Annotated in this window: 13 protein-coding genes and 1 tRNA gene; 6 read left to right on the top strand and 8 right to left on the bottom strand. The window is 26.8% G+C overall.

The features are described 5' to 3' along the window. Positions 1-66 precede the first annotated feature (66 nt). The 6 genes from JJ842_07840 to JJ842_07865 all read left to right on the top strand — a co-directional run bounded on the left by JJ842_07840 (position 67) and on the right by JJ842_07865 (position 4,585). A complete protein-coding gene (locus tag JJ842_07840) occupies positions 67-1,416 on the top strand; it encodes a hypothetical protein (GenBank protein ID MBO6971821.1) in 1,350 nt (449 codons plus the stop codon). Between the two features lie 172 nt (positions 1,417-1,588). After that, positions 1,589-2,017 (top strand): cupin domain-containing protein, encoded by a 429-nt coding sequence (locus tag JJ842_07845; GenBank protein ID MBO6971822.1) that lies wholly within the window; start codon positions 1,589-1,591, stop codon positions 2,015-2,017. Beyond that, the gene (locus JJ842_07850; protein ID MBO6971823.1) at positions 2,010-2,729 is read left to right on the top strand and encodes an SDR family oxidoreductase; all 720 of its coding nucleotides are present in this window, start codon (positions 2,010-2,012) and stop codon (positions 2,727-2,729) included. The genes JJ842_07845 and JJ842_07850 overlap by 8 nt, the downstream gene beginning before the upstream one ends. Continuing rightward, positions 2,726-3,394: an acylneuraminate cytidylyltransferase family protein gene (locus tag JJ842_07855; protein ID MBO6971824.1), complete on the top strand. Its 669-nt coding sequence runs from the start codon at positions 2,726-2,728 to the stop codon at positions 3,392-3,394. Before JJ842_07850 ends, JJ842_07855 begins: the two co-directional genes overlap by 4 nt. A gap of 109 nt (positions 3,395-3,503) precedes the next feature. Beyond that, positions 3,504-3,576: transfer RNA gene (locus JJ842_07860), tRNA-Ala, on the top strand. A gap of 268 nt (positions 3,577-3,844) precedes the next feature. Then, complete coding sequence (locus JJ842_07865; GenBank protein MBO6971825.1) at positions 3,845-4,585, top strand: hypothetical protein; 741 nt, start codon at positions 3,845-3,847, stop codon at positions 4,583-4,585. Between the two features lie 34 nt (positions 4,586-4,619). Here JJ842_07865 and JJ842_07870 read toward each other — a convergent pair whose 3' ends face one another. The 8 genes from JJ842_07870 to JJ842_07905 all read right to left on the bottom strand — a co-directional run bounded on the left by JJ842_07870 (position 4,620) and on the right by JJ842_07905 (position 13,837). After that, positions 4,620-6,476 carry a hypothetical protein gene (locus tag JJ842_07870; protein ID MBO6971826.1) on the bottom strand — a complete coding sequence of 619 codons (1,857 nt, stop codon included), beginning with the start codon at positions 6,474-6,476 and terminating at the stop codon, positions 4,620-4,622. A 5-nt stretch (positions 6,477-6,481) separates the two neighbouring features. Beyond that, complete coding sequence (locus JJ842_07875; GenBank protein MBO6971827.1) at positions 6,482-7,660, bottom strand: polysaccharide biosynthesis/export family protein; 1,179 nt, start codon at positions 7,658-7,660, stop codon at positions 6,482-6,484. 65 nt (positions 7,661-7,725) lie between these two features. After that, positions 7,726-8,505: a class I SAM-dependent methyltransferase gene (locus JJ842_07880; GenBank protein ID MBO6971828.1), complete on the bottom strand. Its 780-nt coding sequence runs from the start codon at positions 8,503-8,505 to the stop codon at positions 7,726-7,728. A gap of 114 nt (positions 8,506-8,619) precedes the next feature. Beyond that, positions 8,620-10,008 (bottom strand): hypothetical protein, encoded by a 1,389-nt coding sequence (locus tag JJ842_07885; GenBank protein ID MBO6971829.1) that lies wholly within the window; start codon positions 10,006-10,008, stop codon positions 8,620-8,622. Between the two features lie 11 nt (positions 10,009-10,019). Beyond that, positions 10,020-10,430, bottom strand: a complete 411-nt coding sequence (locus tag JJ842_07890; protein ID MBO6971830.1) for an adenylyltransferase/cytidyltransferase family protein — start codon at positions 10,428-10,430, stop codon at positions 10,020-10,022. After that, a complete protein-coding gene (locus JJ842_07895; GenBank protein ID MBO6971831.1) occupies positions 10,430-12,001 on the bottom strand; it encodes a hypothetical protein in 1,572 nt (523 codons plus the stop codon). Before JJ842_07895 ends, JJ842_07890 begins: the two co-directional genes overlap by 1 nt. 1 nt (position 12,002) lies before the next feature. Further along, positions 12,003-12,713, bottom strand: a complete 711-nt coding sequence (locus JJ842_07900) for a CDP-alcohol phosphatidyltransferase family protein (protein ID MBO6971832.1) — start codon at positions 12,711-12,713, stop codon at positions 12,003-12,005. After that, entirely contained in the window at positions 12,710-13,837 is a 1,128-nt protein-coding gene (locus JJ842_07905; protein MBO6971833.1) for a glycosyltransferase family 4 protein, read from the bottom strand. The genes JJ842_07900 and JJ842_07905 overlap by 4 nt, the downstream gene beginning before the upstream one ends. Positions 13,838-13,935 lie beyond the last annotated feature (98 nt).

Below are 13,935 nucleotides of genomic sequence, written 5' to 3' on the forward strand. Positions count from 1 at the left end.
TATGTGATCAATTTGAAATATTAATAAAAAAGACTTAAGCTTTTAAAGAATCTATCTCAAAACTAAATGAACAATAAGTTCACAAGTCTAAGATTTTTATTGTTAATTTCTGATGGATATCAAATTAATTTGCAAAAACTAAATACAAAATTCACTCAATATCTTGAATTAATAAGAAATACAACAGATATAAATAAAAAATCAAATTTTTTAATTAAAAATATTTTTTATGTCTTTTATCTTTTTTATTTAATTTCCCCAATCCATTTTCTATTTTTGTTTTTATTTTACTTTTTTATTAATTATCTTTCGAACAAAAAAGTAATTCTAAGTCTAAATAGTTCTTTATTAAATCGCTGGAAAAGATTTATTAATTATAAAGGCGTTTTAACTGTAGTTCTTGATAATAAATTTAATAAAATATTTTTAAAAAGATTACCTTATAAATTATGTTTTTTTATAATTTGCAATTTCATAACTCTCTTAATTTCATATATATCTAATTCTAAGAGCAGAGAAAATATTATTGTTGACGTAATAACTTTTAAGAAATTTCTAAATGATTTTATGATAGGTGTCTTTATTAGTGGACATAAGATTAACTCAAGTCTAGATGGCGCTGCTTATACTCTTACTTATTCAAAATATATTGGCATAAAATTTATAAACAAGAAAATTAATGTTAATGCTTTGCAGGTTCATGCAGCAAGTAAAGAGCCAATGATGATTTTCTTTCAAGCTGATAAAGTGCTATCTATGAACCTAAAAACTTCAATTGCATTACCTCAAGTAACTGGAGAAAGAAAGGAAATTATTGTTGGAAGTCGATTATTGGATAATTATATTAATAAAGATTATAGATCTTTGCTTTATAAACCTTTAGATAATACATTTCTAGTTCTTTTTGGAAATACACACCATCCAAAAGGTCTATATTATGGCAGTCATCATAATACTATTTATAAGAAATTTTTAGACGATTTAATAAAATTATCTGAGATTTTTCCTGATTGGCAATTCTATTATCTCCACCATAGAAACTATAAATTAAATTATGAAAATAATTACCTAATGGATTCCTCATTCAAAGAATTGGATTCAAAATTAAATGTATATTCAACTTCTCTTAAATACTCTTTTGTTGTTAGCTATGCAAGTACCGTAGTTACTGAGTTATATAGTTATCATCCTAATATATATTTATACTCTCCATTAGGTCAGAGTCCTTACAGAGTAATCGACGATAATTTTAGATTTATATCAAATTTCAGTATTTTGAGAAAAAAGCTGGAAAATATAAACAAAGTAATCAATCAAAAGGATCCAAAAAATATTTATCATAGTTATATAGATTCTATAGATTTTGACGAGAGAGTTTACAAAGCTTGTCTAAATAAAAATGATAAAAGTTTTTAAATATTTAAGGCTTGTTTTTTAATTACGTAATTTTAAGTTTTAGAATTATCAAATTTTGGAATAAGAAAGAAATTAAGTTTTTACTGTTTGCTTTTTAATGATGATTTTGATCTAATTAATTTAATTAACTTCTGCTATAGTAATTCAGTATTGAATGCTATTTTTATAAATAATGAGTATAAGTGATTCAGATGTTAAAAACGTTCTAAAAGATGATGGGTTGGATGAAGACAAATTATCTATTTTTCATAAATATGAAAATGAATCTGTAAGTCTAAAAAAACTTAGAAAGATACATGGATTAGGATCTTGGGCGGTTAGAATTGCTTATAATAGTAGATTTGGTGGAGTTGTAATTCAGCAGCAACCTGGGGAAGGTAATAGGAAGCATTATCATCCAGATGCTGATGAAAATTGGGTAATAATGGAGGGAGAATGGGAGTGGTGGATAGAAGGTATTGGTACAACTAAAGTTAAAAAAGGAGACATAGTTGTTGTCCCAAAAGGTACATGGCATTTAATAAAGTGTACCGGTAACCAAGTTGGTGTAAGATACGCAATTACTGCACCTGATGTTAATCATATTTACGAAGATGAATAACAGAAATATTATTTTTAATTTTAAATCTAAGAATGTATTAGTTGTTGGAGGAAGTAGAGGGATCGGGAAAGAAGTTTGTAGACAATTTATTAATTGTGGAGCAAATGTCTATAATGCATCTCGATCAAAGTGTCTTTTAGATGGTGTTAAAAATATTAAATGTGATATTTCTAAAGGTGATGATATAAAGAGTCTTTTTAAACAAATTAATGATTTAGATTTTTGCATAAATGTTGCAGGAACTAATCTTTGCGAGAAAATTGAGAATATTAATAGTGAAGAGTGGGACAGGGTATTAAATATAAATTTGAAATCTTTTTATATGATTTGTAAAAGTGCGATTCAAATTATGAAGAAAAAAAATGGTGGACGTATTGTTAACGTTTCTTCAATTGCTGGAAGAAGTAAAAGTGTTGTAAGTGGAGTGCACTACACATCCAGTAAGTATGGAGTTATTGGCTTAACAAAACAGCTATCAAATGAAGTTTCTAAATATAATATCTTGGTTAATTGTTTATGTCCAAGTCAAACAAAAACAGAAATGTTAGTTGATTCTATGAACAAATCTCAATTAAATAAATTATTAAATTCTATTCCAATTAATCGAATAGCAGAAACGGAGGAACAGGCGTTGCCCATCTTATTTCTTTGCTCTGATGCTGCTTCTTATATTAGCGGTGCCACTATAGATGTTAATGGAGGGCAATTTTGAAGGAAGGCAAATATACGGCAATTATTGCAGTGAGAGATGGATCAAAAAGGGTTCCAAGAAAAAATATAAAAAAATTTGCTGATTCATCATTATTACAAATAAAAATTGAGCATGCTATGAAAGCTAAAGGAATTGACGAAATAGTAGTTAGTTCAGATTCTGATGAGATGATCAGCTTAGCAAATGAAATGAAAGTAAAGACTATAAAAAGGCCAGCTAAGTTTTGTTCGGACTCTGTCCCAATGAAAAATGTATATAAACATTTAGCTGAATCAGTTCAATGTGATCATATAGTTTATTTACACGTTACAAGCCCTCTATTAGAAATAAGTACTTTAAATTCTTGTATTTCTAAATATAAAGAACTTGATAATTCTTATAGTTCTTTAGCTACTGTTGAGCATCTTATGAAATATATATGGTTTAAAAATAAAGCGATAAATTATGATCCTAAAAATCATCCAAGATCACAAGATTTAGAAAAATATTATTGCCTAAATTTTGCTGTTAACATAATCTCAAGAGGGCAAATGATTAATACTAAATCGATTTTAGGGAACAAATTTTATCCATATTTCTTAAACGAAATAGAATCTATCGATGTCGATAATCAAATACAATTTGATATGGCTGAATACGTATATAAAAAAATAAAACTTAATTAATATTAAAAGTTCAAATTTAAAATAATTAAACGCTATGAAGTACTATGGGAATTACGAAAGTTACAAAAGTTTTGTTAAAAGGACTGATATGAATAACATTTCGTGCTTTGGGGCCATAGCTCAGCTGGTAGAGCACCTGCATGGCATGCAGGGGGTCAGCGGTTCAAATCCGCTTGGCTCCATTACTAATTTATTTCAAAATTATCAGTATAATTAGAAAAAAATTATGCTTACGTTGATTTATTCAACTTAATGTAATGACGAGAAATTACTACTTTTCAATTTTTTTAGCACCACTATTTTTGTTTTTTGGGTTGCACCCGATAGTATTTGTGGATACTAGAGATTCAACTATTCCTTCAAACTTTGGTGCTATTAATATGTATTCAAATATAAATGAATTCGATATAATCTCGAGAGCTTCAAAAGATATTAAAAAAATATAGATAAATGTACAAATTATTATGTAATGGATTTTCAATAGTTTTTACATTTATTGAGGATTTTTTTTTAAAGAAAAATGTTCCCAAAAGCAATTTATTAAAAAATGGGTATGATTGTTATTTCGAGAATAACTCTTTATTTGAAAAGAAAATTAAAAAATATAGATATATAATCAAAAAAAAATATCAAAGATTATTCATTTTTAGTGATACAACTTTAAATGAAATTGTAGAAATTGTATTTAGTAAAAATTTTAGAGAATACTTAACCCTGCAAACAGGTTTTAAATATTCAATTGACTTTATTACCTCCTATCAAAATTTACATATTTCAAGAAATGATTATAGAAGGAATTGGTATGGCAATAACTTTCATTTTGATAAGCCTTATACAAAAAATATGTTGAAAGTAATGGTGCCTATTCATAAAATAGAGGAAAAGGATGGACCTTTAAGTTTATTTGATAAAAATATTTCAAGATCTTATGGTAAAGGTCTAAAGTTATTTAGAAAAAGAATAAAGTTAATTGGGAAATCTCAGGATAAACTTATATTCCTTCCAAATGTTTGCCTTCATAAGGCAGATAACCCTTATTTAAGAAGGTCTGCAAAATTAATTATGTTTCAATTAAATCCATCATCAGAATGGTCAGTAAATAAAAAAATCACTCAAAGACAAAAATATAAAGAACCAAAATTTCCATTTTTTTCTTATTTCTTTGATAAAAGATTTTCTATTGAAAGTTAGTTTAACTTATTCAAAATAATTTCTAGAAGTAAAATTAAGTAACATCTAGAATGATTAATCCTTTAACATTTAAATTTTGAATATTTAAAGACTCATTTAATTCATCCAAATCAAATTTGGTTGATAAATTGGTTTGAGCAAGCAAAAATTGGATATTTGCTTTTTTGTATTCTTTTGGATCACATGAAACAATTAATTTAAGGTCTTTCGACGAGGCACTTTTTTTAAAAATATTTAGTAACTTTTCTGATTCATCATTTATATAATTTTTTGATGTTGGTATTATTGCGCATTGATAATTTTTTTCGGAAAACATTTTATTTTCAATTAACAGATCAACAAAATCTTGCCAAGAATTTTTATTTCTTAATGAAAAAATTCTTAAAAGTGGATATGGTATTAAATCAATTAATGTATCTCTATTGTAGATTATTCCAGAAATTTTCTCTTTATAATAAGCACCTAAACATCCGATAACTAACCCAGCAAGTAATCCTGAAATAATAAAGCTTAATTTTTGTGGATGTACAGGATTTTTTAATAAAGAAGGGGTAGAAATAAGCTCCCATGGGTCTTCATTTCTTGCCTGCTCAAGTCCCAAAGCAGTTTTTTGAACTTCTAATCTTGATAGAGTGGATAAATCTCGAATTGCTCTTCTATAAAGTTCCTTGTATTTAGTAATAATCCCCTCAGGCCTTTTGCTTTTTTCTATAATTGCTTTTGATTCTGAAATTTTTGCTTTTAGAAAGGCCTTTGCTTGATCTTTTAATATTTGAGTAGTAAAGTCTCTTCTCTTTATTGCCTTTTGAATAGCAATATCCTTTTCTTTGAATTTTTTTCTTAAATTCATTAACTCAGTTTCCATGGTTACTAACTTATAGGGAAGATCTTGCATATTTAGTTCTGGAATTGTACTAGTAATGTAGTAAAGTTTTTCGGAGATATTTTTTTCGGATTCAGAATTAAATAATCTATCAATTTCTTGAATCTTATATTCAGCATCTTCTATCATTTTAGATGCTAAGATTCTTTGTTTTTCGAGATTTGTCTTAATTAATGGTGCTGATGGAAGTCTAAGTTCCTTAGATGATATTAATGGTGATGAGTTAACACCAAGGGGTGAAGAAGATAAGGGTGTTGATCTAAAACCTGGGAGCATCGAAGATGATGATAATCCAATATCTTTTTGACTTTCAAAATTGAATGAATCTATTGGAAAAATATTATGTTCTAAAGCAAAGGCATCAAAAAGTTCTTGTGAATTACTACTTTTTTGGGTGTAAAAATTTATTTGGTTATCAAGATATAGTAATCCTTTGTCAATACCTCTAATTCTATCCCTCTTTGAATATTCTTGATATTTATTGGAAAGTTTCTCCAGAACAGGTATTACTGTCATTTTATTTTTACTTTGGTATTTAATATTTAATACAGAGGTATTTGTCTCTAATTCAACTTTCAAATAATCTTCTTTCCAATCTTCATATAATAAATCAGAAATATTTCCTCCTGATTCCGCTTCTATTTCTTTTACAAATTCAAATATAGGTTTTAATATTGATGTACTTTCTAAAATCTTTACTTCTGTTTCAAGCTTATTTTCTATTTGTGATCCCAATAATCTTCTTATTCCAGGTTGAGAATTAATTATCGCAGCACCTAATGATGAAGTAGATTCATTAGCGGTATCTTTTAAAACAATTTGAAAAGATCCTTCCCATGTAGGTTTAATTAGAAAAGCAAAAGCAGTGGAAGTTAAGAAAGTAAATGCAGTTACATTTCTAACTAATTTTTTTTTCCTTATTGCGGTTTTGAAGAATTCTGAAAAATTTAGCTTTGATTCATTTTCGAAATCATTTATAGGGTAATTATTTTGTGATGAATTTTTCATAAGATTTAATCTTTAAATAATCTGATAAGTGCATATATGCCAGGAATTGGTCTTGTAATTTCAGTCGTTACATCTAATGTTGTAGTTAATGGAGAATTTTTTATTCTTATGATGTCTCCGTTCATCAAAATTGGATTTTTTATTGAACCTATATCATTTTTAGGATTATAAGATAATACACGTCTATCAATTTCACCATTATTTTGAAATCTTAAAAATTCAATATTACCTTTTAGGATTTTTGTTCCGCCCGCTATGCTAATAGCTTGGTTCAAAGAAGCTCCAGTAGGTACTTTTGTTGCACCAGGTAGGTTTATCCTCCCTGAAACGAAAACTGTAATGAATTCTGGGTTTAAATTATCTAGCCCAGTTTGCAGTAATTGGTCTTTAATTTTTAAATTTGTTTTTGATATAAATACTGTGTCACCATCTAGTAGTTGAATATTTTGAGATTGATCCCCATTTGTAATTAATTCAACAAGACTAATAGTCGTTTTTTTTCTACCTCCTCCATCACTTATAGAATTTTTTCTACTAATTTCAATATCCGAGATGTTAGAAAAAGGTGTTATGCCTCCAGCTTCCCTTATGGCATCAAATACAGTAGGCTTAAAACCTATATAAGTCCCGTATTCTTTATTATTAGATCTCTGTTGAGAACGTCTAATTTTTGGGATTTGATTATTACTTTTTAAGGTATATCTTTCTTCACATTGGGTAAAGGAAGCATTATCTGTTAGACCTGTTAATGTATAAAACCCAGGTCTTGCTATCTCTCCTCCAACATATACATCTACACCGCGATATCTAATTATCTTAGTATCAATAATCGGATCTAAAAGAAAATCCTTATACTTATTTGTTAAAAAAAGATTTAATTCATTTATCGTTAAACCTTCAACATAAAGATCTTTAATTCTTGGTAAGTTTATGGTCCCATCTTTTTTTACAAAATAATTACCGCAAAATTCTGGAATATTATCTATGTCAATAGAAAAGCCATCCCCGGGACCAACAATATATGAATCAGAATTATTTTTACTCCTTAGTTCAAATTCTTTTTTTAAAATATCAGAAATTTCTTTTTCTTGTTGTTCAGAAATTACTTGGGAATTAAAAGGTAAAAAAGCAAAAATAACAAGGCTTAATGAAACTAGTTTTTTAGATAGGAAAAAGAGTTTCATCTATATTTTAAAAGCTAAATAAAATAAACTTTATATTAAATTATATCATTCTATTCTATATATTTTTAGAGTTTAATTATCCCTAAATATTTATTTTTGAATTTCAATATTTGAAAATAAGAGTATTTTGTTTTATTTACTAAATAATAAAAAAATAAATCGTCTTGAATATCATCAAAAACAATAAATGCATTTTTGGATAAATATTTTGAGATTATTTTCAGAGTTCTTTTTTTATCTCTAAACCACTTAGAAGAGTCGTAATGAAATAGATCAACTTTCCCAACCCAATTTATAGGAATCTTGTTAAGGTTAAACTCATCGCCTTCTATATGAAGTAACCAATTTTTTCTTAATTCTTCATTTACTAAAATACCAATATATTTTTCACAATTGGGTATTTTTGGATAAGGATAGTCACTGCTAAACAATAATCCATTTTTGTTTTTACGTAGAGCTTCCAAGATTGCTGCAGAGGTGAATCCACTAGCTACTCCAGTTTCTATTATGTTTGATAGTGAATATTTTCTCGTCAAGAAATATAAAAGATGGTAGGCTCCGCCACCACCTAATTTAAAATCTATTCTGCGCATAATTTCTTTACTCTTTTTTTCAAAATTATTGAAATATGCCAAAGTTTCGGACCATATTACTTCATCTATTTTTTTTGCGTATTCTTCAATACTTATGTATTCATTTTTTATCCATTCAATATTTTTTTTATTTTGAATAAAATTAGGTAAAGAAATGAATTTATTAAAAACTTTATTGATATTTACCTGTAGTTTTTGTAATTTTAGATTTTGTTTGAAAACATAAAATAATTCAAATAATTTTTTATTCAAAGCGATTTAGTTTTTAATTTTAATCATTATAAATTATTAAAAATAATAAATTATTAGTTTGATATGACTTTTTAAATTCTTTTAGTAATTTCTAAATATTTAATATTTTAAAAATTAATGATAAGCCATATATTCTGGAGTTTTGATTTTGAAATGTTCTAGAATAATAGGTGCTATATCTCTAGTATCTAATTTATTACCATATTTTTTCCTAATTTTATTATTCAAATCTTCATCATCTACAACTATTATTCCCTCAGGAATATGATAACCGGTGCCTGGGTGTCGTTCAATTAATGAAAAGCCAAATTGTTTTAATTGAAAAACCTTACCCTTGAATGATAATTTTTTTGATTTTGCTACTTCTTTTGATCTTTCTAGAGATAAATTAAGCGTAAGACCTATAGGATCATAAACTTTTCTTAATAACTTCAACCCTCTTGAATCGATAATAAATTTAACATTTAAAAGTAACTTTTCTAGACTTTCTTTATCAGCACATTTGATAGAAATATCTGGTTGCATAGCTGGCATTAATATATATTTTTTGGGATTAAGGCCTAAATTTTTTGTTAGATCATTTAAATTCTCAAGATAAAGTTCTGGAATATATTTTTTTCTTTTTATTGAATCTTGACCCATACTACTTAAAATTAATATCGCATAATTATTTTTTTCTGAAAATTCTTGTAATTTTTTTAATTGATTTTCTGCAATATTTAAAGAATAAATAATGGAATTAAAATGAAAAATATCAAAATCTTCTAAACCAATTACTGTTTCTCCAGGAAATAAATGCCCCCAATACTTGTGTTGCATTCCAGCTACATGATTAGTAAAAAAAGTTGCAAAATGGGGAGATTTATTTTTTAAAATCCTTAAAAAAATATCAAATCCTATTATTGGTTGAAGAAGACTCCTTCTGGTTTTGTATCTTTTAAATAAAAATTCTAAAAAAACTTGTTGGATAATTTTTCTCAAAGAAAAAAATGATAATTTTATATTTTTTATTAACTTAAGGAATTTAAAAATTGAATCCAATGTATATCCTCTCGTCAAACCCTTATTTCTACTTGTCATAGATAAATTAAATTGTTGATAAGCCTCTAAATATTTTGGGTGACATTCATGGCTAGGGGCAAATGTATCTGGGATATAAAAACTAGTTTTTTTAGTATTTAATGGCGGGAAAGATTGAAGTGAACCAAATACACCAATACTAATATTATTTTTTTCTAGTATTTCCCATATGGGTGGAAAATCTTTTGCATTATTTAGATCCTGATTAATGAAACGAATATTATGTTTTTGATTATTTACTCCTCGATGTACTGTCGGCCAAGTACTCCATGGATGTAATTCTCCATTATCAGTTGTATGAGTTTTGAAATAGCCGTTCTTTTTTACTATTCTTGCTAAATTTGATTTTGGATTTATTCTTATATAGTATTCCAATAATCTGGGTGATATTTCATTAAGCTCGTATAAAATAATTTTCTTCATTTTTTTATTTATTAATCAAATCTATTTTCTTCTAAAATCGAATTTATTTTTGTAGAACTTACAGATCTTGTATAGGGTATGAAAATAATTTTTGCAGGACTTATTTTCTCTTCTAAATCTCTCCATTGATCCTTTCCATACCAATCATCTCCAACGAAAAGTAAATCAAATTTTATTTTTAAATAAGCTTTATATTTATCTAAATCATATTGGCCAATTACTATATCGACATATTTACAAGATTCAACCACAGCTTTTCTGTCTTCAAAACAAATTACTGGTTTTTTGTTTTTGTAAGCTACTAACTCATCTGATGTTACAGCTACGATTAATTTGTCACACAAGCCTCGAGCTGTTTTCAGCATATTAACGTGCCCAACATGGAACAGATCAAAAACTCCAGCAGTGTAACCTATAATCATTAGAGATTTTTATTTTTATAGTATAAATCATTTATATATATATACATATCCTTTTTATTCATATTCGGTAGTAATGTCCTAAACCCAATTTTTGGTATTTGGTTAACAAAAGAATATTCTGAATCCTTAAGTATTTTTCTTAATGGAATTTTAGAATAATTTTTGCTTATCCTTCTTTTATATGGTTGTCTATACATAAAGTCTATTAATAATTTTGAGCAAAATGGTACCCTTGCTTCTTTCCCAGCTGCCATTGAAGATTTATCAACTCTCATTAATAATCCTGGAAGATGAAAATTTAAGAAAAAGTCCTCTATAAAATCCAAGGCTAAGTTGTTATCTTTCAGGATATTAGATATATATTCTAGGAATCTTTGGGGTATATTTTTTGAATTGCTATAAGCATATTTTTCGAGGAATATATTAATAAAAATTTTCTCTGAAGATATTTCCCCATATTTATATGCCCATCTAAATATCTTGTCATAACCAAAAAAAATTTCGTCAGCCCCTTCTCCTGTTAGAAAGACTTTTCTTTTATCTCCAAGCTTCTTGCATAAAGCATAAATTAAAACTTCATTTGGAACCGAAATTGGTTCTTTTTTTTTGTTTATATACTCTAATGCAAGTTCATTGTAAGAATTAGCAATAATTTCTAAACAGGTAATCTTTATTTGAGATAAGTCTGCAACTTTTTTTGCAGTAAAAAACTCATTATCATGTTTAAATCCTACAGAATACAAATGTGATGGCTTAGCGTATTTTGTAACTATGGTACTATCAATACCACCACTCTGAAAGCCACTAATTGGGACATCACTAACTGTATTTAGTTCAATGGAATTTTTAATAATTTTTTTGATTTTTTGATATGAAAAATTATTATATGAATTCTTAAAAAAGGAGTTTTTCCATCTTTTTGGCTTTGAATTATATGTTCCAGTTAAAAAATTACCAGGTAATAATTCCTTAACACCTTCGAAAAAAGAAAAACCTGGAGTTGGTCTTCTAAAAATACGAATCTCTTCTTCTGAAATTGGATCTATCTTTTCGTGACACCACATTGCTATTGGATATGCTTCGGAAGATGCAATTAATTGATCTTGAAAGAAGCGATAATAAAGTGGTTTTATACCAACAGGATCTCTTACCAAATAATAATTTTTACTTGATAAGTCATAAGAGCAAAAGGCAAACATACCATCAAATTTTTCTAACAAATCTAATGGATCTGATTTTCTAGAAAATACTTCTGAAATCAATTCAGTATCACCAGAAATATCTTCAGTAAGTAAATCTGATCTTAATTCTTTATAGTTATATATCTCCCCGTTAAAACAAATTATATTTTGTTTATTTTTACTTAAGTGAGGCTGGGAGCTTCTATTTGATAGGTCAATTATAGATAGTCTGTGGTGTGAAAAAAAACTACCATTATCCGATATGTATTCATTAGTTTGGTCTGGACCTCTATAAGCAATTTGACCAGAACATTTTTTTGCGAAATCGTAATCTATCTGCTTATTATCTGAGTGGTTTTTTAAGTTTAGGACAATAAAAAATCCACACATATTATTTTTGGTAAGTTCTTTTCTGAAGAATCCTTAATTTAAGGATACATCCAATATTAAAAAACAAAATATATGAGATCATTACAATAAAAAGTAAAGAGTTATTTACATCATCTCCGAAAAAACTATTCTTCCTTACTATTCCTAAAATTGCAGTAGTCATTATAAGCCCTTCTTGAGTAAATAAATTTCTTAAAAGTATGAAAGTAAACTGATTCTTTTTAACTTTTTTATAGTCGTAAGAAAGTTCACTATCTAAAGAGGTTATTTTATTAAAAAGCATATATATCAAATAAAAGGGTATAAGTAAAATAGAAGTTAAAATCAGGTAGATAACTCCACTTTGTCCACTGGGTAATATTATTAAAGCGCCAAATATAAGAGTGTTTACTAGTAAATGAATTATTTTATCAATACTTTTAGCAAGTTGGTTGAAATTTTGTGTAGCTCTTGCAATATTTCCATCGGCCATATCTATTATGATATGCATTCTCCAGAATACATAACCCATTAAAAATTGATTATGAATAAAAAAGTTTGCAGCTAATACTCCCATTAGACCAAACAAGAATGTTACTTGGTTTGGTGTTAATTTAATTTTGTAGAGGTAATAGCTTACCAAAACAGAACTTTTTGATGAAAAAAAATGTAGTTTATCGTTTATTTTTTTGTTGGATCTTTTGGTATTTTTACTAAATTCTTTAAATTTCATTTCTTTAGATTAAGTAACTCTTTATAGGCATTTATTTGAATATTTGAATAGTTTTCCCAAGAATAGTTTTTAGCTATTTTTTTTGATTTCTCAGAATATATTTCAGAAATTTTATCATCATTGATCAGTTTTAAAAGGGCATTCGTAGTTTCCATCACATTTTTATGCTGTATTATTATTCCGCATTTTTTTAAAACATTTTTACACTCGCCAACATCACTTGAAATACATGCACATCCACTTGCCATGGCCTCAATTAAAGATTTAGGTAAACCTTCTGTAATTGAATTTATAAGGTAAATTCTTGATTCCCTAAGTTCAGTTGCAACATCCTTTCTAGATAGATTACCTCTAAGTATAACCTTTGATTCGAGATTATATAGAGTAATTAAATTTTTTAAATTTCTTAATTCAGGACCAATTCCGATGATTATTAATTTCCAATTTTTAATTTTTTTTGAGATTTCAAAAAAAGATTTAATTATTGTTGCGTAATCCTTTTTCCAGGTTAAAGATCCAATGCAAATTATATTTTTTTTTCTTTCTTGATATTTTTTTTCATTATTAAATAATTCGAAATCAACTCCATTTGAAGCAAAAATGATTTTCTTTTTTGGAAAAATTTTTTTGAATTGGTTTACTTGTGATTCTGCCATACAAAATATAATATCTACTTTTTGCAAAAAGATTCTTAAGAGAAAAGAATTAGACACTGTAAATGAATCATATCCATGTGAGGTATAAGAGCAAATACTTCCTCTAAATTTTGCAAATATAAAAAGAGGGGAATAAGCAGGGTTATGAATATGTACGACATCATAGGTATTAAAAACTTCTCTTATTAAAATCTGTATATTTGCAAAAAAATAAACAAATAAGTTTAAAAATGTTTTAATTTTTTTAGCTGAATTACTAAGTTTTTGAGCATTTCTATTTTTCAATAAAAGGTATTTACGTAAAGTTAAATTTTTAAATTTTAAAGGAATTAAGGAATCATTGAAACATTGATATGGAGTAAATAATGTTGTTTTCAATTTTTTATTCTTTGATAATACATAACAAGCCAAACCTCTACCAGGAAACTTTTTTGAAGGCATTTCTCCAACTCTTAAAACTCTTATCATCCTAGAGAAACCTGTAAATTTTTTATGAGTAAAATATTATACGACCTAATAAAAATCACACTATATTATTATAATAGATAGAAGTAAATATTAATATA

This window comes from Prochlorococcus marinus CUG1433 (genome assembly GCA_017644425.1).
GTDB classification, from domain to species: Bacteria; Cyanobacteriota; Cyanobacteriia; order PCC-6307; family Cyanobiaceae; genus Prochlorococcus_A; species Prochlorococcus_A marinus_U.

Bases quoted from the DNA above. Each gene is read 5' to 3' on its own strand.
- JJ842_07840 (MBO6971821.1), top strand. From the start codon at position 67: ATGAACAATAAGTTCACAAGTCTAAGATTTTTATTGTTAATTTCTGAT.
- JJ842_07845 (MBO6971822.1), top strand. From the start codon at position 1,589: ATGAGTATAAGTGATTCAGATGTTAAAAACGTTCTAAAAGATGATGGG.
- JJ842_07850 (MBO6971823.1), top strand. From the start codon at position 2,010: ATGAATAACAGAAATATTATTTTTAATTTTAAATCTAAGAATGTATTA.
- JJ842_07865 (MBO6971825.1), top strand. From the start codon at position 3,845: ATGTACAAATTATTATGTAATGGATTTTCAATAGTTTTTACATTTATT.
- JJ842_07870 (MBO6971826.1), bottom strand. From the start codon at position 6,476: ATGAAAAATTCATCACAAAATAATTACCCTATAAATGATTTCGAAAAT.
- JJ842_07875 (MBO6971827.1), bottom strand. From the start codon at position 7,660: ATGAAACTCTTTTTCCTATCTAAAAAACTAGTTTCATTAAGCCTTGTT.
- JJ842_07885 (MBO6971829.1), bottom strand. From the start codon at position 10,008: ATGAAGAAAATTATTTTATACGAGCTTAATGAAATATCACCCAGATTA.
- JJ842_07890 (MBO6971830.1), bottom strand. From the start codon at position 10,430: ATGATTATAGGTTACACTGCTGGAGTTTTTGATCTGTTCCATGTTGGG.
- JJ842_07895 (MBO6971831.1), bottom strand. From the start codon at position 12,001: ATGTGTGGATTTTTTATTGTCCTAAACTTAAAAAACCACTCAGATAAT.
- JJ842_07900 (MBO6971832.1), bottom strand. From the start codon at position 12,713: ATGAAATTTAAAGAATTTAGTAAAAATACCAAAAGATCCAACAAAAAA.
- JJ842_07905 (MBO6971833.1), bottom strand. From the start codon at position 13,837: ATGATAAGAGTTTTAAGAGTTGGAGAAATGCCTTCAAAAAAGTTTCCT.